The organism is Pseudomonas fluorescens, assembly GCF_001648775.1.
Taxonomy (GTDB): Bacteria; Pseudomonadota; Gammaproteobacteria; order Pseudomonadales; family Pseudomonadaceae; genus Aquipseudomonas; species Aquipseudomonas fluorescens_M.
In genome coordinates, this window is the sequence record NZ_LVEJ01000036.1 from 87,759 (window position 1) to 114,173 (window position 26,415).

Consider the following 26,415-nt stretch of genomic DNA (forward strand, 5'->3'; position numbering starts at 1 on the left):
TCATGAGCCTACTGACACGCCTCCTGGCGCGCGGCACCGTCGTGCTCGCCAACTCGGCATCCAAACTGCAATCGCTGCAAATGCGCCTCACCGCCGGTGAGCTGAACGACGACATCGAGCATTTCGAACCCTACGGCTTCACCAGTCGCCCCCTGGCTGGCGCCGAGGGGGTCGTCACCTTCCTTGGCGGTGACCGTTCCCACGCCATCGCTCTGGTGATCGCCGATCGGCGTTATCGCCTGCAATCGCTGAACAACGGCGAAGTGGCGATCTACACCGACGAGGGCGACAAGCTCCATTTCAAGCGTGGGCGAATCATCGACATCGAGACGTCCACGCTGAACATCCGCGCCAGTACGGCGGTGAACTTTGACACGCCGGTGCTCAATCAGACCGGCAAGATCGTGTCCACCGGCGATCAAATTGCCGGTGCCGTCAGCCAGCAAAACCATGCGCATGTCGGCGTGCAACCGGGCAGCGGTCAGACCGGTGCACCGGCAGGAGGCAAATGATGCTCATCAGTCAGAACCTCCACGCCGCATTGACCCGCGCGGTGCTCATCAGCCTGTTCACCTGGCGCCGCGCTGCCGATGACGACGCCCTCGACGACGAGGAGCGTTATGGCTGGTGGGGCGACACCTTTCCCACCGTCGCCGACGACCGCATCGGCTCGCGGCTATGGCTGTTACGCCGGGTCAAGCTGACCCGGCAGACCCAGATGGACGCCGAGTTCTATGCCCGCGAAGCCCTGCAATGGCTGATCGACGACGGCCACTGCAGCGGCATCGACATCATCAGCGATCGCCTCGACGCACAGCGCCTGAACCTGCGCACGGTCTTGACCCTGGCTGACGGTGAACGTCTGGACATCAACCCCGATAACAGTTGGCAGGTGATCTATGCCGTTTGAAACCCCTTCGCTGCCGGTGCTGATCAAGCGCACCCAAAGCGACCTGGCCAGCGATGCGCTGCGCCAGTCCGATGCGCAAGTGCTGGCCCGTACTCTCGGCGGCGCGGTGTACGGTCTGTATGGCTATCTCGACTGGATTGCCCAGCAGATCCTGCCCGACAAAGCCGACGAATCGACCCTGGAGCGTATCGCCGCACTGCGGCTTAATCAGCCGCGAAAACCCGCCCAGGCGGCCAAAGGCAGTGTCAGATTCACCGCCACCCTCGGCGCCGTGCTGGATGTCGATACGCTGTTGCAATCGACTGACGGGCGTACCTACAAAGTCACGGCTGCCCGCACGGCGCGCAATGGCATCAACACCACGACCGTCGCTGCGCTGGAGGCCGGCAGCCTGGGCAATGCCGATACCGGTCTGACGCTCAGCCTGGTGCAGCCGGTCGCCGGCATCCTCAGCAATACCTTTGTGGTCCTGGCACCCGGGCTCACCGGCGGTGTCGCCGAGGAAAGCCTTGAGTCGCTGCGTGCCCGGGTGATTCGTTCATACCGCCTGATACCTCATGGCGGTTCGGCGCAAGACTATGAAACCTGGGCGCTGGAATGCCCGGGCATCACTCGCGCCTGGTGCCGGGGCAATTTCCTCGGGCCCGGCACCGTGGGTGTCTTCGTCATGCATGACGACGATCTGCAACCGATTCCCAATGAACAGCAGTTGGCCGATGTCCTGGCCTACATCGAGCCGTTGCGCCCGGTGACTGCCGACGTGAGGGTTTTGGCGCCGGTGCAGGTGCTGGTCAATTACAAACTGCGGATCACTCCCGACACCAGTGCAGTGCGCGCGGCCATCGAAAGCCAACTGCGCGATCTGCACAACCGTGAGGCCGGCCTTGGGGAGACCCTGTTGCTGAGCCATATCGACGAAGCCATCAGCAGTGCCACCGGCGAGACGGATCACCGGCTCGATACACCTTCGGCCGACGTCACGGCTGCCGAGAATCAGTTGCTGACTTTTGGGGGTATCGAATGGCTGTCTTGAGAGGTATCGCGCAGTACCGCAACCAATTGCGCAGCCTCCTGCCCAGCGGTCCGGCCTGGGAGCTGGAGCGCCTGCCCGAACTCAATCAAGTGCTGGAAGGCGTCGCCGCGGAACTGGCGCGTCTGGATGCACGCGCCGTTGATCTGCTCAATGAAATGGACCCGGCGGGCGTCAGCGAACTGGTGCCGGACTGGGAGCAGGTGATGAACCTGCCAGATCCCTGTCTGGGCGCGACGCCGCTGTATGACGACCGGCGTCTGGCCGTACGCCGGCGGTTGCTGGCGGTCGGCAATCAGAACGCCGCGTACTTCATTGAAGTCGCCCGCAGCCAGGGTTATCCGGACGCCACCGTCACTGAACTGCGCGTCCCGCGCATGGGCCGCTCGCGGTTTGGTCGTGCCCATTTTGGCACCTGGAAGGCGCAGTTCATGTGGATCCTCAACACCGGCGGGCGTCTGGCCACCGGACGTCGCTTTGGCGCCAGTTATTGGGGCGAGCGCTTCGGCATGAATCCGGGCTCGGCCCTGGAATGCCTCATTCACCGCAGTGCACCGGCTCATACCCAGGTGTACATCAATTTTGACTAAGGAATAAAACCAATGGATTACCCGAAAAGTGTACCCAGCGTAGGTCTGGTCAATGGCAAGTTTGTCGATGAAAACCCGATTGCCGGGACACCGGGATCGCTGATCCCGGCGGTGTGGGGCAACTCCGTTACCGAGGAGATACTCAGCGTGATCAAGGGCGGCGCGCTGGTTCCCGATGAAGCCAACGTCGGGCAGTTGTTGACCGCCGTGCGCAAAATAAATCAGGCCGGCCTCATCGATTTCGCTCTGGATACCGGCACCGCCAATGCCTACGCTGCGACCTATTCGCCGGCGCCGGGCGCGTTGGTCGATGGCATGGTCTTGCGTTTCAAGGCGCTGAATACCAACACCGGTGCCAGTACTTTCTCTGTCGCCGGTTCAGTCGCCAAGCCCCTGGTCGGCATTGACCACACGCCGCTGCGCTCCGGCGAGATCGTCGCGACCGGGGATGCCTGGGTGCAATGGAACAGCTCCTTGGGCAGTGGTGCCTGGATTCTGATCGCGAGCACGGGGGTGGCGAGGCAACTGGGTGCCGATGTGGGCGATGTGAAAACCGTTGCAACCGTCGATGCGCCGAGCGGCTGGCTCAAGTGCAATGGTCAGCCGGTGTTGAGGACGCAATACGCCAATCTGTTTGCTGCCATCGGTACGCGGTTTGGTGTCGGCGACGGCGCCAACACCTTCAATCTGCCGGATCTGCGCGGTGAGTTTGTCCGCGGTCTGGACGATGGTCGTGGGGTCGATCCGGGTCGCGTACTGGGCAGCAAGCAGGCGGGGCAGAACGCCTCGCACGTTCACGATGTGTCGGCCGCTGCTGCGGGGAATCATGCCCACACGGCACGCACGGATGCCGCCGGGGTGCACGCCCACGGTGGTGCCGTCGTCGGCGGTGGCGCCTTCAACATTGACACCGTCATGGGTGGGCAGGGCGTCATCAACGGTGGGAGTACAGCGGGTTCCATCATGGGCTCCAGCTCGGCGCCAGCGGTCAATCGCAATTTTACGACCAACGCACCGGCGCACTCCCACGGTATCGTTGCTGATGGTAACCATGCGCACAACGTCGGCGTCGACGCTGCCGGGCAACATAGCCATACGATGTCGGTCGCGGCGTCGGGTGGTAATGAGGCTCGACCAATGAACACCGCTCTGTTGTATGTCATCAAGTACTGATCGAGCCCTTGCCGAGACAGCACTCTGAAAACTCCGGCAAAAAATGGCTGGCAGGCATTCGCCGTCAGCCATGGTTCACTCGGAGCATCCAGGGAGGACTACGCATTATGCAAATAACTCAAGACAACCTTTTGAACATCATGCCCAACGCCCGCACCCAAGCGGGCGTTTTTGTTTCTGCGCTCAACACCGCGATGGCGCGCAGGTTCATCAATACGCCCAAACGCATCGCGGCGTTTCTTGCGCAGGTCGGCCACGAGTCGGGGCAGTTGCGCTACGTGCGGGAGTTGGGCAACAACCAATACCTGAGCAAATACGACACCGGTGCCTTGGCCTTGCGCTTGGGCAACACGCCGGAGGCCGATGGCGACGGGCAAAAGTATCGCGGTCGCGGGCTGATCCAGATCACCGGCCGCGACAATTACCGTCAGTGCAGCCTCGGACTGTTTGGCGATGAGCGTTTGCTGTCCTTGCCTGAATTGCTCGAACAACCGCAGTGGGCCGCCGAATCTGCCGCATGGTTCTGGGAACAGAAAGGTTTGAACGCACTGGCCGACCGCGACGAGTTCAACACCATTACCCGACGCATAAACGGCGGGTTGAACGGCTTGCAGGATCGCCTGGATATCTGGGCGCGGGCGAGGGCGGTGCTATGCCAATCCCCGGGCGAATGATCGCGGTTGTGTTGCTGGCTGCCGCTGCGTTTGCAGCGGCGTGGCAGTTACAGGACTGGCGCTACCAAGGGCGGTTGGCGGAACAGGCGCGGATACACGCCGAAACCCTCAATCAACTGACCCAGACCGCCGCCAGCGCGCAACAGGCTGAACAGGATAAACGGCTGGCGCTGGAGCAACGGCTCACCGCCAGTGAACAAACCCATTACCGAGCGCTGAGCGATGCCCAACGTGATCAGGATCGCCTGCGCGATCGTCTTGCTACTGCTGATGTGCGCCTGTCAGTCCTTCTCGACGCCAGCGACGTTGCCCAAGGCTGCAACCTGCCAGCCGCCGCCAGCGCCGGCGGCGTGGATCATGCAGCCGTACGTGCCCGACTTGACCCGGCGCATGCTCAACGAATTATCGCCATCACCGACACCGGTGACCGCGGATTGATCGCCCTGCAGGCGTGTCAGGCCTATGTCAGAGCGCTCGCGCCTGAACATTTTGAATGAGTCTGTGTATTGAAAGCGCAACCGGGTCGTGTACGGTGGAGGCATTCCACACGATCCGGAGCATGCCGTGAAAGAGATCACTCAACTGGCCGCCGAACTGGGCCGACGTCTGCAACTGCTCAATGCCCACGTCACCACTGCTGAATCTTGTACCGGTGGCGGGATTGCCGAAGCGATCACCCGTATTCCGGGCAGTTCGGCATGGTTCGAGGCCGGTTACGTGACGTACTCCAACCGGCAGAAAACCCAGCAATTGAATGTGCCGACCGAGTTCTTCGAAACGGTGGGTGCGGTCAGCCGCGAGGTGGTTGAAGCGATGGTGCGTGGCGCTCAGGACAAAAGTCTGGCGCGATTTGCCGTGGCGGTCAGTGGTGTAGCGGGGCCGGACGGCGGCTCGCCGAACAAACCGGTTGGCACTGTGTGGCTGGCGTGGGGTGTCGGCGAGACGGTGACCAGCGAGGTTCAGCACTTCCCCGGCAACCGCGACGAAGTCCGCCGACAAACGGTGAAGGCCGCGCTAGAGGGGCTCCTGCGACTAGCGGCACGAGAAATCGAAAATCAGGGGTAGGCGATCCGCGAACGCTGTGGAATAATACTGGCTACTTATACAGGTGTTGGCCGTCAGGCCTTATTGATTACGTGAGGACTTTAATGGACGACAACAAGAAGAAAGCCTTGGCTGCGGCCCTGGGTCAGATCGAACGTCAATTCGGCAAGGGTGCCGTGATGCGTATGGGCGATCAAGACCGTCAGGCGATCCCGGCTATCTCCACTGGCTCTCTGGGTCTGGACATCGCGCTCGGCATTGGCGGCCTGCCAAAAGGCCGTATCGTTGAAATCTACGGTCCTGAATCTTCCGGTAAAACCACACTGACCTTGTCCGTGATCGCTCAGGCGCAAAAAGCCGGCGCGACCTGCGCATTCGTCGACGCCGAACACGCCCTCGACCCTGAGTACGCCGGCAAACTGGGCGTCAACGTCGACGACCTGCTGGTGTCGCAGCCAGACACCGGCGAACAGGCGCTGGAAATCACCGACATGCTGGTGCGCTCCAACGCGGTTGACGTGATCATCGTCGACTCCGTGGCAGCACTGGTACCGAAGGCTGAAATCGAAGGCGAAATGGGTGACATGCACGTGGGCCTGCAAGCCCGTCTGATGTCCCAGGCGCTGCGTAAAATCACCGGTAACATCAAGAACGCCAACTGCCTGGTGATCTTCATCAACCAGATCCGTATGAAGATCGGTGTGATGTTCGGCAGCCCGGAAACCACCACCGGTGGTAACGCGCTGAAGTTCTACGCTTCGGTTCGTCTCGACATCCGCCGTACCGGTGCGGTGAAGGAAGGCGACGAAGTGGTCGGCAGCGAAACCCGCGTCAAGGTTGTGAAGAACAAGGTCGCTTCGCCATTCCGTCAGGCCGAGTTCCAGATTCTTTACGGCAAAGGCATCTACCTCAATGGCGAGATGATCGACCTGGGCGTGCTGCACGGTTTCGTTGAAAAATCCGGCGCCTGGTATGCCTACGAAGGCACCAAGATCGGTCAGGGCAAGGCCAACTCGGCCAAGTTCCTGGCGGACAACCCGGAAATCGCCGCGAAGCTCGAGAAACAACTGCGTGACAAACTGCTGACGCCGACAGTGATCGACTCCAAGGCTTCTGCAGTCAAAGAGACTGAGGACGACCTGGCCGACGCTGACATCTGATTGCAGCGATGACCACCGCCGTACTCGATACCCTCGTCGCGGTGCGACGAACCGCCATGGACCTGCTCGCACGCCGCGAGCACGGTCGAGTCGAGCTGACACGCAAACTGCGTCAGCGCGGCGCCGAGGCGGAGATGATCGAAACAGCCCTCGACCGTTTGACGGAAGAGGGACTGCTTTCCGAAGCCCGCTACCTTGAAAGCTTTGTTTCCTACCGTGCTCGTTCCGGCTACGGCCCTCTGCGGATTCGCGAAGAGCTGAGCCAGCGAGGTTTGCAACGCGCCGATATCGAACTGGCACTGCGCGAAAGCGGTATCAGTTGGCAGGAACAACTTCAGGACACCTGGCGTCGGAAGTTCTCCGGGCATTTACCGATCGATGCGAGAGAGCGGGCCAAGCAAGGCCGGTTTCTGGCGTATCGGGGGTTCTCGATGGAGATGATCAACCGCTTGTTCAGCGGTCGAGGGATGGACGATTGAACCGCTTCAATAAAAACGGCCCGCTATGAAAATAGCGGGCCGTTTTTTTTGCCTTCAAATTGCCTTTGACGGTTCGCGCGAGCGTTGCGTTGTTTGTGGTTTTGAGTCAGCCCAGTTTTCCGGCAGATTGATGTAATCGATCAACTCCCGCAGACGCCCGTGAGTGCGCGCGTTGAACGCGAAGGCCAGGCGCGCCAGATGGCTGAACTGCGCTTCATCGTGCTCCTCGCCGGCGTAGGCGTGTTGATGAAACTGGTCGCTCAGGCACAGATCCGCGAAGGCTTCCTGCATGTGTTCCAGTGCCTGATCGCTGAGCTTGTGATGCATGCGAATCACGAACTGGCGCTTGAGCCAGCGACTGGAGTGGAAGTTGCTGTAGAACTGGTTGATCTGTTCCACCGCCTCCTCAACGGTATAAACCAGTCGCATCAGTTTCATGTCGGTCGGCAGGATGTAATGGTTTTCCTCCAGTTGTTGGCGGATGAAATCCATCGCGCCTTGCCAGAATGTGCCGCCTGGCGCATCAAGTAATACCACCGGCACCAACGGACTTTTACCGGTCTGGATCAGCGTGAGCACTTCCAGCGCTTCATCCAGCGTGCCGAACCCGCCGGGGCATAAAACCAGTGCGTCGGCCTCTTTGACGAAGAACAACTTGCGGGTAAAGAAAAAGTGGAACGGCAGCAGATTGCCGGTGCCGTCGACCGTGGGGTTGGCATGTTGTTCGAAGGGCAGGGTGATGTTGAACCCGAGGCTGTGATCACGCCCGGCACCTTCGTGCGCGGCGGCCATGATGCCGCCTCCGGCACCGGTGATGACCATCATGTCCGAACGTGTCAGTGCCGCGCCGAGTTCGCGGGCCATGGCATACAACGGATGCTCGACCGGCGTGCGCGCAGAGCCGAACACCGTGACTTTGCGTCGCCCCTTGAATTGTTCCAGCACGCGAAACGCCTGCTCCAGTTCGCGCAGGGCTTGCAGGGTGATCTTGGCGTTCCAGCGGTTGTGGTCTTCCTGCGCCATGCGTAGCACGGTGAGGATCATGTCGCGGTAGATGGGAATGTTCGGGCTGTTGGGGGAAACACGGGTGAGTTGTGCTTCGACCTGGCTGATGAGGTCGGGACCGCTTTCCTGAAAATGACGGCTCAAGAGGTCATTCGGTTGGTAAGGCATTCAACGTCTCCTTCTGCACAGAGCGGATGGCCCTGACGAGCGGCGTCAGTGCCGCGCTGCAAAAAACACACGATCAGCAGTTCCTTGCCTGCCGCTGAAAAATGATCGGGAATACTCTGAATCTAGACCCTTGCGCGCAATCGCGCTGACTTGATCATTGCGCTGCAAGGTTTTGGCTGGCAACCGTTTATTGATTTTCCGCCCGTTCCGTCACCGCTCGTCCGAACGTGCGCCGAGCGGCAATCCCTCTGATTAACTAACGTACAGGCGTCGTACGACAGCTTTGCGTCACGGTGCACGCGATTCAAGGATTTGCGGGTGGCAAGGAGGCGGGACACATGGCCAGAGTGATTCTGGAGATCGATACGCAGCTGTATCGAATGTTGAAGGCATCAGCCGAGACCAATCATCTCAGTCTCGAAGAGGAGTGCTGCCGGCGGTTGGCGGGCGGTGAACGCCGTTCGCACTATCTACAGGCCTTGCTGGCCGAACTGCGCGCCGAGGATGAACAGCGGCGCGCCAATTCGCGATAATTACTTCTTCTTCGCCGGGCCGGCTTTCGGGCAATCCGACTCCTGGTAGCTGGCGGAACCAATGGCTTTGTTGGTTTTCACTTCCGTGAAGTCGTAACGCATGATCGCGCCTTTGGCCATCAGCTTGCGATACGACGGGTTGTTACACACCGAGGCGCCCAACTGGAAATACACGGCTTTAGGGTCAGCGCGCATTTTGTCGGCGTGGCTCTTTTGTACGCTCAGGTGGTTGATCAACTGAGTACCTTCAACGGTGTAGCCCTGATCAAGAATGTCTTCATTGATGGCGCGTGGCGTGCCGACGCTGCTTTGGGCGGCGACGTTGCGCAGCTCGCGGTTCAGATTCTGCTCACTCAGGGAGGCAGCCTGAGCGGTGAAGGACGACGCCAGCAGAATGGCAGCGGTGGGAACGATAAGGCGCAGCATGAAACTCTCCTGGTTCAGTGACTGGTGGTTCGACCAGCCACGTGACTGTGCGTTCAGTGGCGGCGAATTATAGGGGAGCCGGTCGGGAGGGTACAGGCTTGTGCCCCTCGCTCTGGTAAACTGCCGGCCTTTATTGCCCTGCCGAGTGTTGTTCGTGTCGAGTTTCCCTGTCTGCCGGCGTTGCCCGCGATGAACCATGCCCCCAATGCCGTCGCCCGTCTGCGCGACCAACGCGAAGATGAAGGCATCAAGCCGATTCAGGCCCGTGGCTTTCGCTCCGAGCGCTGCCGCGATTGTCGGGTGATCATCAGCCATTGTCTGTGCGCCTGGCGTCCGAGTGTCGACACCCGTTCGGGCGTATGCCTGATCATGACCGGCAAGGAAGTGTTCAAACCGAGCAATACCGGTTGGCTGATTGCCGACGTGGTGCGCGATAACCATGCGTTTATCTGGTCACGCACCGAGCCCGATCCGCAGATGCTCGCACTGCTCAGCGACCCGCAATGGCAGCCGTACCTGGTGTTTCCCGGCGAATACGTCGAGCCGTCGCGAGTGACCAACACGGTTGCTGCCGATAGCAGCAAGCGTCCGCTGTTCATTTTGCTCGATGCAACCTGGACCGAAGCGCGGAAGATTTTCCGCAAGAGCCCGTATTTCGACCGTTTGCCGATCCTCAGCCTGCTGCCCGACAAACTCTCGCGTTATCGCTTGCGCCGCTCGACCCGCAGCGAACACTTGTGCACTGCCGAAGTCGCGGCGTTGTGCCTGGAACTGGCCGGTGACAGCGATGCCGCCTCGGCGCTGGACGCCTATTTTGACGTGTTCAGCCAGCATTACCTCGGCGCCAAACAACAGGTGGACATGAATGAAGCCACCCCCGCTCATGCCGAGTTGCTGCCCTATATACGAAAGCCGCAGCCGGAGTTGGCCCAATAGTGGCCCATACTGTAGACGTCGGCGGCCGTGCTGCTTGACCACCCCGTCTTCGCTGGGCATGCTTGGCGCCGATTAGGGTGCGGCCAAGGTTTGAAACGCCGTGTTTGCTGTTGATTGGCGTTGAACGTGCCCCTGTGGATATCGCTTGAAAGCGGCATCTTGAGTTGCTTTGGCCAGACCGGAATGCACCGGGTCTGCCATCAAAAACAGGATCATTTGAAAAATGGCCACATACGACATCCTGATTGCCGATGATCACCCCCTGTTTCGTAGCGCCCTGCATCAAGCGGTGACGCTGGGCCTTGGCCCGGATGTCCGGCTGGTAGAAGTGGCGAGCATCGCCGAACTGGAAACCCGCCTGACTGAAAAGGCTGATTGGGATCTGGTCCTGCTGGACCTGAACATGCCCGGCGCTTTCGGGTTTTCCGGGTTGGTCATGCTGCGCGGACAGTACCCGCAGATTCCGGTGGTGATGGTGTCGGCGCAGGAAGAAGCTTCGGTGATGGTCAAATCCCGTGAGTTCGGCGCCAGTGGCTTCATTCCCAAGTCCAGCGACCTCAGCGTGATTCAGGAAGCGGTGCGCAAAGTGCTCGACGGCGATGTGTTCTGGCCACCGCAGGCGTTCGAAGCGGTTGCTGTTTCGGACGAAGCCAAAGCTGCCAGCGACGGCCTCGCCAGCCTGACGCCGCAGCAGTTCCGCGTGTTGACCATGGTCTGCGAAGGCCTGCTGAACAAGCAGATTGCCTATGAACTGAGTGTCTCGGAAGCGACGATCAAAGCCCACGTCACGGCGATCTTTCGCAAGCTGAATGTGCGCACTCGCACGCAAGCGGCTTTACTGCTGCAACAACTTGAGTCAATTCCAAGCCAATAAAGGCTGGCGTCTTCACGCTTTTTTGACTTTTGTTGCTCTAGCTTTCCCACTCCTTTTTGGTTGGTTTCTACTTTATGTCACCTTTCAAGGGCCAGACCGGCCTGAAACGTATTCTCAACGCCTCCGGTTATTCGCTGGACGGCCTGCGCGCGGCTTTCACCGGCGAAGCAGCCTTCCGCCAACTGGTACTGCTCAATGTGGTGCTGGTTCCGCTGACGTTCTTCTTGAATGTCAGCCGGGTCGAACAAGCACTGCTGATCGCGGTGTGCCTGCTGGCGCTGATCGTCGAGCTGCTGAATTCGGCGGTCGAAGCGGCCATCGACCGCATCTCGCTGGAACTGCACCCGCTGTCGAAAAACGCCAAGGACATGGGCAGCGCCGCGCAATTCGTCGCATTGAGCATGATCGCGCTGGTGTGGGCGGTGATTCTGCTTTAAGCGATGGTCGGCAAAACGATCTCGTCGCTGCGCTGCACCCCGGCGGTGAAAGCGCGGCACAGATCGAGAAACTCGCGCATGGCGGAGGTCTGGTACTTCTGCTTGTGCCAGATGAAGTAGAACTGCCGCGCCAGATCCAGATCCGGCGTTTCCACCGGCACCAGACTGCCGCGTCGGAACGCATCGCGCAGCGCCAGCCGCGAGATGCAGCCAATCCCCAGCCCCGATTCCACCGCGCGTTTGATCGCTTCGGTGTGTTCCAGCTCCAGGCGGATATTCAGCGAGCTACGATGGTGACGCATGGCCTGATCGAAGGTCAGTCGCGTGCCGGAACCCTGCTCGCGCAGAATCCACGCCTCGTGGGTCAACTCTTCCATGGTCGCGCTACCGCGTTGCGCCAGCGGATGCTGCGGCGCGCAGAACACCACCAGTTCATCTTCAACCCAGCTCTGCACTTCGATGTCGGGGTGGCTGCAATCGCCTTCGATTAGACCCAGATCAATTTCGTAGTGGGCGACTTGTTGCACGATATTGGCAGTGTTCTGCACATGCAGCTTCACCTGACTTTCCGGGTGGCGCTGCATGAAGCTGCCGATCAACAGGGTCGCCAGGTAGTTGCCGATGGTCAGCGTGGCGCCGACAGACAACGAGCCGAAACCGGATTTGCCGTTGAGCAGATCTTCGATTTCCTTGGCCTGATCGAGCAGCGCCACCGCTTGCGGCAACAGCTGTTTGCCGAGGGCGTTGAGGCTCAGCCGCTTGCCGGCGCGGTCGAACAGCTGGCAGCTGGATTGGCGCTCGAGTTCGGTGATCGAGGTGCTGGCGGCCGATTGCGAGAGGTTGAGCAGACCCGCAGCACGGGATACGCTTTCCTGCTGGGCGACGGCGACGAAGACTTGCAGTTGACGGAGAGTAAATCGCATATCGATATAACCGATAACCCTTATCTTAATAATCCAGTTAACAGATATTGTCGTCGCTATTAGAATGCGATGCAATTGCGCGCCATCAGCTTCAACAGCCCGCTTCAAAAGCCAGCGCAGACCCAATATCCAGGAGTCAAACGTACATGAGCAACATGAACCACGAGCGTGTCCTCAGTGTTCATCACTGGAACGACACTCTGTTCAGCTTCAAGTGCACCCGCGATCCGGGCCTGCGCTTCGAGAACGGTCAGTTCGTGATGATCGGCCTGCAACAGCCCAACGGCCGCCCGCTTATGCGCGCTTACTCGATCGCCAGCCCGAACTGGGAAGAGCATCTGGAATTCTTCAGCATCAAGGTGCAGGACGGCCCGCTGACCTCGCAGCTGCAGCATTTGAAGGAAGGCGACGAGATCATCATCTCGAAGAAGCCTACCGGCACATTGGTTCTCGATGACCTGAACCCGGGCAAGCACTTGTACCTGCTGAGCACCGGCACCGGTCTGGCGCCGTTCATGAGCGTGATCCAGGACCCGGAAACCTACGAGCGCTTTGAAAAAGTGATCCTGGTGCACGGCGTACGCTACGTCAACGAAGTCGCCTACCGCGAATTCATCACCGAGCACCTGCCGCAGAACGAGTTCTTCGGTGAAGCGCTGCGTGACAAGCTGATCTACTACCCGACCGTGACCCGCGAGCCTTTCGAGAATCAGGGCCGTCTGACCGACCTGATGCGCAGCGGCAAGCTGTTCAGCGACATCGGTCTGCCACCGATCAACCCGCAGGACGACCGCGCGATGATCTGCGGCAGCCCGAGCATGCTCGACGAGACCAGCGAAGTGCTCGACAGCTTCGGCCTGAAGATCTCGGCGCGGATGCGCGAGCCGGGTGATTACCTGATCGAGCGTGCGTTCGTCGAGAAGTAACTGCAATACCTGTGGGAGCGAGCTTGCTCGCGAAAGCGGTCTGTCATCAACGTTAATGTTGGCTGACACGAGGCCTTCGTCGGAACGCCGCCCGGAGCAAGCTCGCTCCCACATTGGTTTGTATTGCATGAAAAAGCCCGCGTTGCCTGAGAAGGCAGCGCGGGCTTTTTCGTTTCCGGGTTTACGCTTCGGCAGGAATCACTTCGAGCACGCGGATCCGCTCAGGCGTCGGGTAATGCCAGCGCACGTCCAGATCCCAGAACTGCGCGCCGTATTCGCGCTCGGGCGCCGGGGTTTGATACGCCGGACGCGGATCCTGGGCCAAACACTGTTCAATCAACGCCACCAACGGTTCGCCAAGGCGCTGAGCGTGTGTGTGCGCTTGTTTCAACGCCGAGTCCGTCCACTGCACGTCAATCAGCTGCGGCGCCGCGCTGGCGATGCTGTTGGCGGCGTCGGGAATGATATCGGCGTAAGGCACGTAGGGTTTGATGTCGAGAACCGGCGTGCCGTCGAGCAAGTCGATACCGGAGATGAACAGCTGATTGGCTTCGACCTTGTCCAGTTTCACCACGGATTGGCCGATACCGTTCGGTCGATGAGTCGCGCGGGTGGCGAACACGCCCATGGACCTGTTGCCGCCCAGGCGTGGTGGACGGACCTTCAGGCGCGGTTTTTCTTCCAGTGCCTGATGAAACAGGAACAGCAGCCAGACATGACTGACCTGCTCCAGGCCTTGTACGGCGTCACCCTGATCGAACGGTGCCACCAGTTCCAGCACGCCACGGGCGGCGGGGGCCAGTTGTGGCTGGCGGGGGATGGCGAATTTCTCCTTGAAGCAGGAGCGCACGAAGCCGATGGGGGAGACGCTGTAAGTCATGGTTTGCATTCGAAGCGGGGGCGGGGTGGGCATGATAACCCGTCCAACCTCAAGTCTGGTGGTGGCAGGGCTGGCCTATTCGCGAGCAAGCTCGCTCCCACAGGGATCTTGTGCACGCCATAGATCCAATGTGGGAGCGAGCTTGCTCGCGAAGGCCGCGCCGCCGATCTACAGACTGAATCCACCATCCAGCGGAATAATATTCCCGGTCATATACGCCCCAGCCGTACTCGCCAGACTGATCGCCAGCGCCGCCATCTCTTCCTCTCGCCCCCAACGCTTCATCGGAATCAACGCCGTATCCTCAGCCAGCGCCTGCTGATCATTACCAATATGCTGCGTCATCTTGCTCGGAAAGCGTCCCGGCGCGATTACGTTGACATTGATGTGCTGGCTCACCAGCTCCCGCGCAAGAATCCGCGACAACTGATGCAGGGCGGCCTTACTCGGCCCATAGGCATACGCCTGCTCACCAAACGAAGAAATCCCCGCCACCGAGCCAATGTTGATTATCCGCGCCGGATTCGCCGCCGAGCCGGCCTTGCGTAGCAACGGCAGAAATTGCTGAATGCAGGTGAACACCGAGGTCACGTTGAGCTGCATGACCTTTTCCCAGCCCTTCACCGGGTAGCTCTCCAGCGGCGCGCCCCAGGTGGTACCGGCGTTGTTCACCAGAATATCCAGATGCGTGAGCTGTTCGCCCAGGCGCGCGGCCAGTTCCTGCACGCCTTCTTCCGTCGCCAGATTCGCCGCCACGCCGTGGCATTTGCCCAAAGCGCTGAGTTCTTCAGCCGTTTGATGACACGCTTCGGCGTCGCGCGAGCAGACGTAGACACGGGCGCCAGCCTCGACAAAGGCTTTGGCGATCATTTTGCCGATACCACGGGTGCCGCCGGTCACCAGAGCGGTGCGGCCTTGCAGGGAAAAGTACGGGTGCATGGCGAGTCCTGAGTGCTAGGGATCAATACACCCTAGTCGTCAGCCGCGAAAAGCGGAGCCACTATTTTCGGAGGGAATGAACGGTCATGCGCTACGGTGGCGACCATCGGTCGCCACCGCAGAGGGGATCAGGTCGGGCGAACGCGCAGGGTCAGGCCCTTGAGGAAGTTGCGCAGCAACTGGTCGCCGCACGGGCGATAGTTGGTGTGGCCGACCTTGCGGAACAATGCGCTCAGCTCAGGCTTGGACACCGGGAACTCGGCGGCCTTGAGGATCGCGTGCATGTCGTCTTCTTTCAGTTCGAAGGCCACGCGCAGTTTTTTCAGGACGATGTTGTTGGTCACCGGCACTTCGATCGGCTGCGGCGGACGGCTTTCGTCCTTGCCGCGCTTGAAGATCACCAGGCCGTCGAGGAAATGCGCGATGACTTCGTCCGGGCAGCGCACGAAACCTTCTTCGTCTTCTTCTTTCTTGTCGAGCCAGGTCAACACGTCGGCGAGTGCGACTTCCATGCCGCCGAGCTTGATGATCTCGACAACCTTCTTGTCGCTGATGTCGAGCATGTAGCGCACGCTGCGCAATACGTCGTTATGAATCATGTGAGTCATCCTGATAAGCGTTGTGGGCAGCACGCGGGCGTGCTGCCGGAATGTGTGGCGGCAGTGGAAGTCTTAGAACTTCTCTTTGCCGGACAGGTAGCGCCATTGGCCGACCGGGACTTTGCCGATCGAGACGCCGCCGATGCGGATGCGGCGGATGCCGATGACCTTCAGGCCGACCGCTTCGCAGAACTGGGCGATGATCCCCGGCTGCGGGTTTTTCATGGCGAAGCGCAGACGGTTTTCGTTCTGCCAGCTGGCCTTGACCGGCGGCAGCTCCTTGCCCTTGTGCGTCAGGCCGTGCTGCAAACGGTTGAGGCCGTGGGCGACCATGTCACCTTCGACTTCGACCACGTATTCCTGCTCGATCTTCGCGGCGTCGGCGGTGAGCTTGCGCAGGATTTTCCAGTCCTGGGTAAACACCAGCAGACCGCTGGCCTTGGCTTGCAGGTCTGCGCTGGCGGTCAGGCGCAGGAAGTGCCCGCGCAACGGGCGCTTGCTGTAGCGGTGTTCTTCGCTGAGGGTTTCGGCGCTGAGCGACTGCATGGCGGTCTCGACGTCCATACCGGCAGGCGCGTTCAGCAGGATGGTCACCGGCTCCGGCGCAGTGGCCTTGGCGTCCTTGTCGAGCTCGACCTTCTGCTCGCCGACCTTGAATTGCGGCTCGTCAATCACTTCGCCGTCCACGGTGACCCAGCCGCCCTCGATGAACAGCTCGGCCTCCCGGCGGGAGCAACCGACCAGTTCGATGAGGCGTTTGGAGAGGCGAATCGGGTCAGTCATGACAGGGCCGTAACAAAAAAGGGGTGGGCATTGTACCTGTGTGGCGCCGGTTAAGCCCGGTTCCATTTACAGGCGCTGAATTCAATGTGGGAGCGAGCTTGCTCGCGAAGGCGTCCTGTCAGTCTATATGTGCAGTGACGGGTACACCGCATTCGCGAGCAAGCTCGCTCCCACAGGAGTTCCATGGTGTGTCAGCCGTTGCCTGAGCGTTGCTGATTTTGTCGCAGGCGCATGTGCAGCAACGGATACGGCTGGCCCATGCCATCGACCTCCGAGCGGCCGATCACTTCAAAACCCTGCTTGAAGTAAAACCCTAGCGCCTGCGGGTTCTGTTCGTTGACGTCGAGTTCATCAGCATTCAGATGCTGCATCGCGTAGTTCAGCAGCTTCTTGCCCAACCCTTGGCCGCGATGGTCAGGATCGATGAACAGCATTTCAATCTTGCCCGCCGCAACCCCGGCAAACCCGGTGATGCGCTGGTCGGCGTCCTTGGTGCAGATCAACATCACCGCATCCAGATAGCGGGTGAGCACCAGATTGCGCAGCAGTTCGATGTAGCTCTCCGGCAGAAAATCATGGGTCGCGCGGACCGAGGCCTCCCAGACCCGGGTCAGTTCCTGATAATCGCTGAGTTTCGGTGTGTGGATGACCGAATGGTGACGCATGCCCGTCTGCCTCTTGTCCGTTTCAAGGGAGTCCGTCCCCCGCTAAACGATAGCCGTAAAAAAGCCCCGCATCTCGTAAAAAGAGCGGGGCTTTTCTGTATTTTTTTGCGGTGTCTGGCTGGCTATTTCTGTCGCCAGCAAGAACGCTCCCCCTCACCCCAACCCTCTCCCCCAAGGGGGCGAGGGGGAAGGGAGCAGATCTTCGTGCCGTTCAAAACCTGAGCCCGACTCGAATCGTTCAGGTCGGTGCAGCAGGCGAAAACACCTCGATCAGTCCCTCTCTCCCAAGGGGGCGAGGGGGGAGGGAGCAGATCTTCATGCTGTTCAAACCTGAGTTCAACCGGATAGCTCAGGTCGATGTACCTCGAAAGAACAACACGGTCAGCTCCCTCTCCCTCTGGGAGAGGGCTGGGGTGAGGGGCTTTTGACCTTCAGATCAGATCTGCTCAGCCCACAGGTCGTATTCGTCAGCGTCAGTCACCTTGCACCAGACCTTGTCACCCGGCTTCAAATTGCTGCCGTTATCAATAAACACATTGCCATCGATTTCCGGGGCATCGAAGAAGCAGCGGCCGACCGCCCCTTGCTCATCAACTTCGTCCACCAGCACTTCGATCTCACGGCCAATGCGCATTTGCAGACGTGCCGAGCTGATTGCTTGCTGGTGCGCCATAAAGCGATCCCAACGATCCTGCTTGACGTCGTCCGGTACGATCTCCAGATCCAGATCATTGGCCGGAGCGCCTTCAACTGGCGAGTACTGGAAGCAGCCCACGCGGTCGAGCTGCGCTTCGGTCAGCCAGTTGAGCAGGTACTGGAAGTCTTCTTCGGTTTCGCCCGGGAAGCCGACGATGAAGGTCGAACGGATGATCAGATCCGGGCAGATTTCGCGCCAGTTCTTGATCCGCGCCAGGGTCTTGTCTTCGAAGGCCGGGCGTTTCATCGACTTCAACACTTTCGGGCTGGCGTGCTGGAACGGGATGTCCAGGTACGGCAGGATCTTGCCGGCGGCCATCAACGGAATCAGCTCGTCAACGTGCGGGTACGGGTAAACGTAGTGCAGACGGACCCAGACGCCGAGGGTGCTCAGCGCTTCACACAGTTCGGTCATGCGGGTTTTCACCGGCGCGCCGTTCCAGAAGCCGGTGCGGTATTTCACGTCAACGCCATAGGCGCTGGTGTCTTGCGAAATCACCAGCAACTCTTTAACGCCGGATTTGACCAGACGCTGAGCTTCGTCCAATACGTCACCGACCGGACGGCTGACCAGTTTGCCGCGCATCGACGGGATGATGCAGAACGAGCAGCTGTGGTTGCAGCCTTCGGAAATCTTCAGGTACGCGTAGTGGCGCGGTGTCAGCTTGATGCCTTGCGGCGGCACCAAGTCGATCAGCGGGTTGTGATCTTTACGCGGCGGCACCACTTCGTGCACGGCGTTGACCACTTGCTCGTACTGCTGCGGACCGGTCACGGCCAGCACGCTCGGGTGCACGTTGCGGATGTTGCCTTCTTCCACGCCCATGCAACCGGTGACGATCACCTTGCCGTTTTCCTTGATCGCCTCGCCGATCACTTCCAGCGACTCAGCCTTGGCCGAATCGATGAAACCGCAGGTGTTGACCACGACCACGTCGGCGTCCTGATAGGTGGACACCACGTCATAGCCTTCCATGCGCAGCTGGGTCAGGATGCGCTCGGAGTCGACCAGTGCTTTCGGGCAACCCAGAGATACAAAGCCAACCTTTGGATTGGCCGGCGCAGGAGTGGTGGACATGTCTAACCTCGGTATTTTGTGACATCGCTTTCTTGATGCGAAAGCCGACGGACGGGCGCTTAAGGTGCGCCTCTGATCAAAAAGTGCGCAATTCTAGCGGCGGGCAACGCACTTGACCAGCTTTATGCAGGGAAATACGACGAGTGCTGCGCTATGCTTCGCGCCGTTGAGCTTTACCAATTTTTTACAGTCAACAAAACGTCTGTAACAACAGGTAAAACAGCGCATGCTGCACCACAAAGCATAGTGCTTCATTCAAAGAAGCCGGTTCTGAGAAGTAGGAGTGTTGGATGGGTCAGGCAAGTAGTCATGCGGCAGGCGCCGAGGGTTCGGCCTCCAGGCCGCTGAGTATGCTGGTCGCGGCGGTCGGGGTAGTTTACGGCGACATCGGCACGAGCCCGTTGTACACCCTCAAAGAAGTGTTTTCCGGCGGTTACGGCGTACCGGTCAACCACGATGGCGTGCTGGGCATACTGTCGTTGATCTTCTGGTCGCTGATCTGGGTCGTGTCGATCAAATACATGATGTTCGTGCTGCGCGCCGATAACCAGGGCGAGGGCGGCATCATGGCGCTCACCGCACTGGCCCGTCGCGCGGCAGGGCATCGCAAGAAACTGCGCTCGTTGCTGGTGGTGTGCGGACTGATCGGCGCGGCGCTGTTTTATGGCGACAGCATGATCACCCCGGCGATTTCCGTGTTGTCGGCGATTGAAGGTCTGGGGCTGGCATTCGATGGCATCGACCATTGGGTGGTGCCGCTGTCGCTGGTGGTGCTGGTCGGGTTGTTCCTGATCCAGAGCCACGGTACGGCGCGGATCGGCATTCTGTTCGGGCCGATCATGGTCACCTGGTTCCTCGTCCTCGGCGCCCTCGGTGTGTATGGCATCAGCCACGCGCCAGAAGTGCTGCATGCGATGAACCCGCTATGGGCCGTGCGTTTCTTCACGGTGCACCCAGGCATGGGCGTGGCGATCCTCGGCGCTGTGGTGCTGGCGCTGACCGGTGCCGAAGCGCTGTACGCCGACATGGGCCACTTCGGTCGCAAGCCGATTGCCCGTGCGTGGTTCATCCTGGTGTTGCCGGCGCTGGTGCTCAATTACTTCGGGCAGGGCGCTTTGTTGCTGGAAAACCCGGAAGCGGCGCGTAACCCGTTCTATCTGCTGGCACCGAGCTGGGCGCTGATTCCACTGGTCGGTCTGTCGACGCTGGCCACGGTGATTGCCTCGCAAGCGGTGATTTCCGGTGCATTCTCCCTGACCCGTCAGGCGATTCAGCTCGGTTACATCCCGCGCATGTACATCCAGCACACCTCCAGCGATGAGCAGGGCCAGATCTACATTGGCGCGGTGAACTGGGCGCTGATGGTCGGCGTGGTCCTGTTGGTGCTCGGCTTCGAGTCCTCCGGCGCACTGGCCTCGGCCTACGGCGTGGCGGTGACTGGCACCATGCTGATGACCACCATTCTGGTGTCGGCGGTGATGTTGCTGCTGTGGAAATGGCCACCGATCCTTGCGGTGCCGGTGTTGATCGGCTTCCTGCTGGTGGACGGTCTGTACTTCGCTGCCAACGTGCCGAAGATCGTTCAGGGCGGCGCCTTCCCGGTGATCGCCGGTATCGCGCTGTTCGTGCTGATGACCACCTGGAAGCGCGGCAAGCAACTGCTGGTCGAACGCCTCGACGAAGGCGCGCTGCCGCTGCCGATCTTCATCAGCAGCATCCGCGTGCAACCGCCGCATCGGGTGCAGGGCACCGCGGTGTTCCTCACCGCGCGTTCCGACGCCGTGCCGCACGCGCTGTTGCACAACCTGCTGCACAACCAGGTACTGCATGAGCAAGTGGTGTTGCTGACGGTGGTCTACGAAGACATCCCGCGCGTACCGCCATCACGGCGTTTCGAAGTGGAAGCGCACGGCGAGGGCTTCTTCCGGGTGATCCTGCACTTCGGCTTCACCGACGAGCCGGACGTGCCGCAAGCGCTGAAGCTGTGTCATCTGGATGATCTGGATTTCAGCCCGATGCGCACGACCTACTTCCTCAGCCGCGAAACGGTGATTGCCTCGAAACTTGAGGGGATGGCGCGTTGGCGTGAGGCGCTGTTTGCGTTCATGTTGAAAAATGCCAACGGCAATTTGCGCTTCTTCAATCTGCCGTTGAACCGGGTGATTGAGTTGGGTACGCAGGTCGAGATGTAAGCTTGGCCTCAACTGAAAAGCCCCCGTCAGCCTTGTGGCTGGCGGGGGCTTTTTTGTGCCCGCACATTAACTTCAAACCCACCGCAAATCCCCTGTGGGAGCGAGCTTGCTCGCGAAGGCGTAGTGTCAGTCGACGAATCTTTTAACTGACCCACCGCTTTCGCGAGCAAGCTCGCTCCCACAGGGTATTGGATGGAATCAAGAGGTGCGTTCAGGTAGATCAGCTTCAGATTCAGTCTTCGTCCGCGCAGGTCGTGGGATCAGCGCTTGGATCACATCATCAATCAAGGCTTTGCCCATCACCGTCAGGTAATGCGCGGCCCAGGCATGGCGGTCGGTGTCTTTGATGAAGGCAGCGTCCTCGGCGAAGGATTTGGCGAGGGACAACAGGTCGGAGGATTGCGACAAGGCATCGATGATCGGGATGCCGGCGCGGACATTGAAGAACGCTTGATCCGAGTTGTAGAGAAAAGGGGTGAAGCCGATGGTTTTAAGATCTGATGGCGTTGACGGACTTTCTTTGCTCATTGTTTTGCTCCCTAAAACGAGGAGCTGCCGCATTCGTTACCACACGAATGGGTGGCAGCTGTACGCAGGGTGGTAAACCGGGAGAGCAAAGAAACCGGCAGACCCGAAGGTCTCCCACGTACAGCTGCCATGACAGCGAATTACAGGCGTAAAAGAACGCCTGATGTCGTGATGGAGGCACTGTTGCACTTTGCCTAACCGGGTTACCACACCCGATCGCTGAATGGGTCAGCGACGTCCGGAGAGTATCCCGCCAAAAAACAGCGCAATAGAGCGGCAGAGCGTCCAAACACGAGTTTCGGAGTTTGCCTACAAGGTCTGTGGGCGTCATCTGATATTGCGAGACCAGACGTAAACGAAACTAAACGTTGCTGGTGGTTTTGCGGGTATTGGTTCGGCGGAAGATTTGAGTGTGGAGTTGACGATTCGATAATGCCAATCAAGCAGGTGTCCACGTTTTATGGAATGTGGACACTTCGCGTTTTTAGCTTCCTGAAGAGTCAAGAGATTTACGAGTATCGGCACAAACCCCCTGAGTCCAGCGCAATTTCCCTGTGGGAGCGAGCCTGCTCGCGAAGGCTTAGTGTCAGTCGGCGAATCTGTTGACTGACCCGCCGCATTCGCGAGCAGGCTCGCTCCCACAGGGGATTTAAGTGGCGGCTGGAATGTAAAAAGCCCCCGCAACTGCGAAGTTGCGGGGGCTTTTTATGGGCGTGGCTCAGATCACTCTTCGGCGACCGAGTCCTTGCTCTGGCGCTTCTCGATCAAGTCCACCAAGCGCTTGGCCAGCGCCGGGTAGTTCTCGTCGAAGTGGTGGCCGCCGGGCAGTTTCACGGCTTCGCCCACGGCAGTCTTGTCCGTGCAGCCGCTTTCATCGGTCTCTTCCTCACCGTAGATGCACACAACCTTCGCCGCTGGCAGCTTGGCCATTTCCGGGCCGGTGGCGGCTTCTTTGCCGGCGTTACCCAGCCAGCCTTCGACTTCGATTTCGAAGCTGCCGGTGCGGGCGAAGGCGAGCAGGATGATTGCGTCTACGCGTTGCTGCTCGGTGTCCGGCAGGCGGTTGTAGATCGCAGGCAGAACGTCAGCACCGAACGAGTAACCGGTGAGGATGAAGCGCTTGGTGCCCCATTTCTGCCGGTAGTGTTGCATCAGTTCGGTCAGGTCCAGTGCGCTTTGCTCCGGGCTCTTGTGCTGCCAGTAGTAGCGCAGCGTGTCGATGCCGACCACCGGGTAGCCGATCTTGGCCATCTCGCCCGCCACGTCGCGGTCGAGGTCGCGCCAGCCGCCGTCACCGGAAAGGAACAGGGTCACGGTGTCCTTGGCCTGACCGGCCGGCACTTCAACCACCGGGATCGCCAGACCGCCGTTGGCCTTGTCGCCTCCGACGAGGATCTTGCGCAGTTCGTTGTTGAGCACTTGCGGCAGGTTGATATCGTAGTCGCTGATGCTGGTTTCGGCGTTCGGTTGATCGCGCACGAAACCTGCGCTGGCGTCGTCCGGGTTGTCGTTCCACGCCACCAGCCAGTGGCCGTGGGCGGCGGATTTCGGCAGCAGGTGGGTGCAGCCACCTTTTTCCAGAGCGAGGTCGACGGAGACGGCCTGGGCCTTGTCGTCTTTCTGTTCCGACAACCAGCGCCAGGCCAGCACAGCGCCTGGACCGATGCCGCTGACCAGAGTGGCCGGGCCATTCAGTTCACGCAGACCCGATTGCAGGGCGCGGCTTTGCAGCAGGCAGTCCTTGGGCAGAATCACCTGAACGATCTGCGCCGAAGCGCTGCGGCTCAGGGTGGTCAGTTGTTTTTCAGAAAGCTTCTGGTCGTCGTTGACCGCGACCAGCACCTGCGCCTTGGGCTTGGTGCCGGGAATGACGCGGGTCATGGCGGCGCCGTCGGCCGGGGTCAGTTGTTCGACGGTCGGTTCCGGTGCCGGGCGTTTGAGGTACCAGTAACCGCCGCCGGCAATCACGGCCAGCACGATCAGTGCGGCCAGGATGTACTTCAGGGAGCGTTGAATCATCAGCGTTTCACCAATCCAGTCAAGCCGCCCGCGATCAGGGCAGCAGTGTCGGCCAGCGCCACCAGCGGATCGAGTCCGGCGGGCACGGCCATATAACGGGGTTCCCAGTCAGGCTGGAACTTGTCTTTGAAGCGGCGCAAGCCTTGGAAGTTGTACAGCTGCTCACCACGGCGGAAAACCATCGAGCCCAGACGCTGGGTCAGCGGTGCACCACGCCGGGGTTGCAACCCCGACAACGGCACCATGCCCAGGCTGAAGCGCGCGTATCCGTGACTCTTATAATGTTGAATCAGGCCGACCATCATGAATTCCATGGTCAGCTTGGGGGCGTCCGGGTGCGCGCGCATCAGGTCGAGACTGGCCAGATCATGGCTGTAAGTCTCGAGCAGATTGGCGAACGCCACCGGGCGGCCTTCGAAGCGAATCACCGCGATGCGGAAATGCTTCAGGTAATCGTCGCTGAAACGGCCGAGGGAGAAGCCTTTCTCACGCACGTTCTTGCCGGTCAGCCACGCATCGGAAATCACTTTCAGCTCGTCCATCGGCGCCTGCCCCGGCTCGTGAATCTCCAGCGACAAGCCGTCGCGGGTGCCACGGTTCCAGGTGTAACGCAGGTCCTTCATCTCTTTGCCCTTGGCTTCCAGGTCAAAGCGCAGCAGGTCGACCCGGGCTTCTTCGCCCAGTTTGATCGCGGTCAGGCCGATGTCCATGTAGTACGGCAGGTTTTCCGCGCGCACCTGATAGAAAACCGGGCGGGCGTGGTGGATGTCACAAAGGTCGCGGAACTGCCAGATCATCTCGGCGCGTTGCTGGCCAGGGCCGATCGGGTCGTACAGCGCCACCAGGCTGCGGCCACGGCGCGCGTACATCAGGAACGCTTCGTCGTTCTGGTGAAACAGCAACGCCTTGTCACCGGTCAGCGCGAGGCCACCGTCGGGTTGTGACGAGGCCATCAGAATCTTCGCCGCGCGATCGAGCTCATCAGGCGTCGGCAGGTGAATGACCGGGCGTGCGGTGCGCAGCAGCCAGGTCAGCGCGATCACCAGCAGCAGGACTGCGGCGCCGAGCAGCGAGCGCAGGCCACGTGGCGCGTCAGCGTCGAGGGTGAACTGCCACCACAGTTGATGGCTATAAGGCACGTCTTGATAGGCGAACAGCAGCAGCCACGTCGAAGCGCCCAGCACACATAGGCTGGCCACCAGGTACAGCGGCGAGAAGGGCAGTTCGGTCAGGCGACTCGGGCGATAGAACGAGCGGCGGAACACACCGAGCAATGCTGCGGTGAGTGTCATCAGTGTCGCTTCTTCCCAGTCGAAGCCTTTAAGCAGCGAGAGCAGGGCGCCGACCAGCAACAGAATGGTGGTGAGCATCCACGCGGCGGACAGGCGCCGGCGCAGGCCTTGAGCGAGCATCAGGCAGAGGACGCCGATCAGGCTGGCACCGAAGTGCGAGGCGTCGACCAGACGATGCGGAATCAGAAAACCGATGTGTTCAAGGCGCGTATCAATCTCGGGGGTAGCGCCGGAAAACAGCAGCACCACACCGGACAGAAACACCAGCACCGCCAGAATCGGCGCGGCCAGACCGGACGCCGCGCGCATGGTCTGGGTCTGGAACAGGCGTTGACCTTCGTTGATCAGCAGGAATACGCAAGCGACCAGCAGTGGCAGTACCACATAGATCAGGCGATATAGCAGCAATGCAGCGGCTAGCGGTGCGGCACCGAGCTTGTCGGCGAAAGCGGCCAGCAGGATCGCTTCGAACACACCCACGCCGCCGGGTACATGGCTGAGCACGCCAGCCGCCAGTGCCAGCAGGTACACCAACAGGAAAGCACCGAAGGGCGGCGCTTCCGGCAGCAATAGGTAAAGAACGGTGGCAGCAGCAGCGACGTCGAGCGCGGTAATGATCAGTTGCAGGAACGTCAGGCGACGACCCGGCAAGCGCAGCGTGCGGCGACCCACCCTGACCAGCAGGTTGTCGCGCAACGGTTGTTCCGGCAGGCGCCGACGGTAGATGCCGATAGCCAGTACTGCGCCGAGCAACAGCACGACAGCGGCGACTGTACCGAGCAGGCCTTCGGACAAGCCCAGCGCCTGAGAGGCAGCAGGCAGGTCACTCAGCGTCGCGAGCGCTGCCAGCGGCGGCAAGGCGCAGCCCAGCGACAAACTGGCGAACAAGGTCATGTGCGCGACTTCCGACGCCCCCAGACCCAGTCGTGCATATAAACGGTAGCGCACCGAGCCGCCGGACAGCAGCGACAGACCGATCGCATTGCCAATTGCAAACGCGGTGAAGCCGCCGAGCGCCAATGTGCGCGGTGGCAAGGTTACGCCGGCATAGCGGCTGGCCGACCATTCGTAGCCGAGCAGAATAATGAAGCCGACCACGGTTGCACCGAAAGCGCCGAGCAGGGCGGGTTTCGGCACGTCGAGAATCGAGTCGTGCAATGCATCGAGATCGAGTTCGGCAAGCAGATGACGACAGGCAATCAGCGCAATGGCAAACAACAGCAGAGTGACCGCCAGCCCGATGGGTTGCCGGTATTTGCTCAACCGATCCAGCAAGCGCAGACGCTCGGGTTTGATCGGATGTTCCGCTGTGACGGTGTCTTGTGGATCAGACGAGTTGGCGCGCATCAATCACCTCTTGGATTGTGCGCGACAGGATGGAGGTATCCAGCCAAGTTACCAATCCCTGTAGAAAAAAATAATCACAAAATACTACGCCTCTCGCCGGGTATCGGCG

The 26,415-nt window shown here is 60.3% G+C and carries 29 protein-coding genes; 16 read left to right on the forward strand and 13 right to left on the reverse strand.

Annotated elements, in window-relative coordinates:
• Positions 1-2 precede the first annotated feature (2 nt).
• The 10 genes from A8O26_RS27650 to recX all read left to right on the forward strand — a co-directional run bounded on the left by A8O26_RS27650 (position 3) and on the right by recX (position 7,060).
• Positions 3-512, forward strand: a complete 510-nt coding sequence (locus tag A8O26_RS27650; protein ID WP_064120783.1) for a phage baseplate assembly protein V — start codon at positions 3-5, stop codon at positions 510-512.
• Positions 512-910: a phage GP46 family protein gene (locus A8O26_RS27655; RefSeq protein ID WP_064120784.1), complete on the forward strand. Its 399-nt coding sequence runs from the start codon at positions 512-514 to the stop codon at positions 908-910. The genes A8O26_RS27650 and A8O26_RS27655 overlap by 1 nt, the downstream gene beginning before the upstream one ends.
• A complete protein-coding gene (locus A8O26_RS27660) occupies positions 900-1,943 on the forward strand; it encodes a baseplate J/gp47 family protein (RefSeq protein WP_064120785.1) in 1,044 nt (347 codons plus the stop codon). The genes A8O26_RS27655 and A8O26_RS27660 overlap by 11 nt, the downstream gene beginning before the upstream one ends.
• Positions 1,931-2,530, forward strand: a complete 600-nt coding sequence (locus A8O26_RS27665; RefSeq protein WP_064120786.1) for a YmfQ family protein — start codon at positions 1,931-1,933, stop codon at positions 2,528-2,530. The genes A8O26_RS27660 and A8O26_RS27665 overlap by 13 nt, the downstream gene beginning before the upstream one ends.
• 12 nt (positions 2,531-2,542) lie before the next feature.
• Positions 2,543-3,703, forward strand: a complete 1,161-nt coding sequence (locus A8O26_RS27670) for a phage tail protein (RefSeq protein WP_064120787.1) — start codon at positions 2,543-2,545, stop codon at positions 3,701-3,703.
• Positions 3,704-3,810: 107 nt separating this feature from the next.
• Entirely contained in the window at positions 3,811-4,377 is a 567-nt protein-coding gene (locus tag A8O26_RS27675) for a glycoside hydrolase family 19 protein (protein ID WP_064120788.1), read from the forward strand.
• Positions 4,356-4,874: a lysis system i-spanin subunit Rz gene (locus A8O26_RS27680; RefSeq protein ID WP_064120789.1), complete on the forward strand. Its 519-nt coding sequence runs from the start codon at positions 4,356-4,358 to the stop codon at positions 4,872-4,874. The genes A8O26_RS27675 and A8O26_RS27680 overlap by 22 nt, the downstream gene beginning before the upstream one ends.
• Before the next feature lie 67 nt (positions 4,875-4,941).
• Positions 4,942-5,442, forward strand: coding sequence for a CinA family protein (locus tag A8O26_RS27685; protein ID WP_064120790.1), 501 nt, complete (start codon positions 4,942-4,944; stop codon positions 5,440-5,442).
• Between the two features lie 83 nt (positions 5,443-5,525).
• Positions 5,526-6,581, forward strand: coding sequence for a recombinase RecA (gene recA / locus A8O26_RS27690; protein ID WP_008077164.1), 1,056 nt, complete (start codon positions 5,526-5,528; stop codon positions 6,579-6,581).
• An 8-nt stretch (positions 6,582-6,589) separates the two neighbouring features.
• Positions 6,590-7,060: a recombination regulator RecX gene (recX, locus tag A8O26_RS27695; protein WP_064120791.1), complete on the forward strand. Its 471-nt coding sequence runs from the start codon at positions 6,590-6,592 to the stop codon at positions 7,058-7,060.
• Positions 7,061-7,114: 54 nt separating this feature from the next.
• On the opposite strand, the gene A8O26_RS27700 is transcribed toward recX, so the two are convergent.
• Positions 7,115-8,233: a TIGR00730 family Rossman fold protein gene (locus A8O26_RS27700; protein ID WP_064120792.1), complete on the reverse strand. Its 1,119-nt coding sequence runs from the start codon at positions 8,231-8,233 to the stop codon at positions 7,115-7,117.
• Positions 8,234-8,571: 338 nt separating this feature from the next.
• Here A8O26_RS27700 and A8O26_RS27705 point away from each other — a divergent pair, with 338 nt between their 5' ends.
• Complete coding sequence (locus A8O26_RS27705) at positions 8,572-8,766, forward strand: hypothetical protein (protein ID WP_034154934.1); 195 nt, start codon at positions 8,572-8,574, stop codon at positions 8,764-8,766.
• On the opposite strand, the gene A8O26_RS27710 is transcribed toward A8O26_RS27705, so the two are convergent.
• Positions 8,767-9,192 carry a PA3611 family quorum-sensing-regulated virulence factor gene (locus A8O26_RS27710; RefSeq protein WP_064120793.1) on the reverse strand — a complete coding sequence of 142 codons (426 nt, stop codon included), beginning with the start codon at positions 9,190-9,192 and terminating at the stop codon, positions 8,767-8,769.
• A gap of 189 nt (positions 9,193-9,381) precedes the next feature.
• Between A8O26_RS27710 and A8O26_RS27715 the strand changes: the two genes are divergently transcribed.
• The gene (locus A8O26_RS27715) at positions 9,382-10,128 is read left to right on the forward strand and encodes a tRNA-uridine aminocarboxypropyltransferase (protein WP_064120794.1); all 747 of its coding nucleotides are present in this window, start codon (positions 9,382-9,384) and stop codon (positions 10,126-10,128) included.
• Positions 10,129-10,200: 72 nt separating this feature from the next.
• On the opposite strand, the gene A8O26_RS29885 is transcribed toward A8O26_RS27715, so the two are convergent.
• Positions 10,201-10,359, reverse strand: a complete 159-nt coding sequence (locus A8O26_RS29885; RefSeq protein WP_155740694.1) for a hypothetical protein — start codon at positions 10,357-10,359, stop codon at positions 10,201-10,203.
• Here A8O26_RS29885 and erdR point away from each other — a divergent pair.
• Together erdR and A8O26_RS27725 are read left to right on the forward strand one after the other, a co-directional pair.
• Complete coding sequence (gene erdR, locus A8O26_RS27720; RefSeq protein WP_008077176.1) at positions 10,352-11,002, forward strand: response regulator transcription factor ErdR; 651 nt, start codon at positions 10,352-10,354, stop codon at positions 11,000-11,002. The two genes, A8O26_RS29885 and erdR, sit on opposite strands and share 8 nt — an antisense overlap.
• Positions 11,003-11,076: 74 nt before the next feature.
• Positions 11,077-11,439: a diacylglycerol kinase gene (locus A8O26_RS27725; protein WP_042557932.1), complete on the forward strand. Its 363-nt coding sequence runs from the start codon at positions 11,077-11,079 to the stop codon at positions 11,437-11,439.
• Here A8O26_RS27725 and A8O26_RS27730 read toward each other — a convergent pair.
• The gene (locus A8O26_RS27730) at positions 11,436-12,362 is read right to left on the reverse strand and encodes a LysR family transcriptional regulator (RefSeq protein WP_026000650.1); all 927 of its coding nucleotides are present in this window, start codon (positions 12,360-12,362) and stop codon (positions 11,436-11,438) included. The genes A8O26_RS27725 and A8O26_RS27730 overlap by 4 nt on opposite strands.
• 146 nt (positions 12,363-12,508) lie before the next feature.
• On the opposite strand from A8O26_RS27730, the gene fpr reads away from it, so the two are divergent.
• Positions 12,509-13,288 carry a ferredoxin-NADP reductase gene (fpr, locus tag A8O26_RS27735; RefSeq protein WP_007908723.1) on the forward strand — a complete coding sequence of 260 codons (780 nt, stop codon included), beginning with the start codon at positions 12,509-12,511 and terminating at the stop codon, positions 13,286-13,288.
• 181 nt (positions 13,289-13,469) lie between these two features.
• On the opposite strand, the gene tsaA is transcribed toward fpr, so the two are convergent.
• The 6 genes from tsaA to rimO form a co-directional block, all read right to left on the reverse strand.
• The gene (gene tsaA, locus A8O26_RS27740) at positions 13,470-14,177 is read right to left on the reverse strand and encodes a tRNA (N6-threonylcarbamoyladenosine(37)-N6)-methyltransferase TrmO (RefSeq protein ID WP_064120795.1); all 708 of its coding nucleotides are present in this window, start codon (positions 14,175-14,177) and stop codon (positions 13,470-13,472) included.
• Between the two features lie 159 nt (positions 14,178-14,336).
• Complete coding sequence (locus A8O26_RS27745; RefSeq protein WP_064120796.1) at positions 14,337-15,107, reverse strand: SDR family oxidoreductase; 771 nt, start codon at positions 15,105-15,107, stop codon at positions 14,337-14,339.
• Positions 15,108-15,235: 128 nt separating this feature from the next.
• On the reverse strand, positions 15,236-15,706 hold the full coding sequence (locus A8O26_RS27750) for a DUF1456 family protein (RefSeq protein WP_064120797.1): 471 nt from the start codon (positions 15,704-15,706) through the stop codon (positions 15,236-15,238).
• 72 nt (positions 15,707-15,778) lie between these two features.
• Positions 15,779-16,489 carry an rRNA pseudouridine synthase gene (locus A8O26_RS27755; protein WP_064120798.1) on the reverse strand — a complete coding sequence of 237 codons (711 nt, stop codon included), beginning with the start codon at positions 16,487-16,489 and terminating at the stop codon, positions 15,779-15,781.
• A 191-nt stretch (positions 16,490-16,680) separates the two neighbouring features.
• Positions 16,681-17,154, reverse strand: a complete 474-nt coding sequence (locus A8O26_RS27760; RefSeq protein WP_064120799.1) for a GNAT family N-acetyltransferase — start codon at positions 17,152-17,154, stop codon at positions 16,681-16,683.
• A gap of 436 nt (positions 17,155-17,590) precedes the next feature.
• Positions 17,591-18,928 carry a 30S ribosomal protein S12 methylthiotransferase RimO gene (gene rimO, locus A8O26_RS27765; RefSeq protein WP_034154944.1) on the reverse strand — a complete coding sequence of 446 codons (1,338 nt, stop codon included), beginning with the start codon at positions 18,926-18,928 and terminating at the stop codon, positions 17,591-17,593.
• 350 nt (positions 18,929-19,278) lie between these two features.
• Here rimO and A8O26_RS27770 point away from each other — a divergent pair, with 350 nt between their 5' ends.
• Complete coding sequence (locus A8O26_RS27770) at positions 19,279-21,120, forward strand: potassium transporter Kup (RefSeq protein ID WP_437339893.1); 1,842 nt, start codon at positions 19,279-19,281, stop codon at positions 21,118-21,120.
• A 198-nt stretch (positions 21,121-21,318) separates the two neighbouring features.
• On the opposite strand, the gene A8O26_RS27775 is transcribed toward A8O26_RS27770, so the two are convergent.
• From A8O26_RS27775 to mprF, 3 genes are all read right to left on the reverse strand, one after another.
• The gene (locus A8O26_RS27775) at positions 21,319-21,648 is read right to left on the reverse strand and encodes a DUF3077 domain-containing protein (RefSeq protein ID WP_064120801.1); all 330 of its coding nucleotides are present in this window, start codon (positions 21,646-21,648) and stop codon (positions 21,319-21,321) included.
• A 723-nt stretch (positions 21,649-22,371) separates the two neighbouring features.
• Entirely contained in the window at positions 22,372-23,667 is a 1,296-nt protein-coding gene (locus A8O26_RS27780) for a virulence factor family protein (RefSeq protein WP_064120802.1), read from the reverse strand.
• Positions 23,667-26,306, reverse strand: a complete 2,640-nt coding sequence (gene mprF, locus A8O26_RS27785) for a bifunctional lysylphosphatidylglycerol flippase/synthetase MprF (protein ID WP_064120803.1) — start codon at positions 26,304-26,306, stop codon at positions 23,667-23,669. The genes A8O26_RS27780 and mprF overlap by 1 nt, the downstream gene beginning before the upstream one ends.
• Between the last annotated feature and the right edge of the window lie 109 nt (positions 26,307-26,415).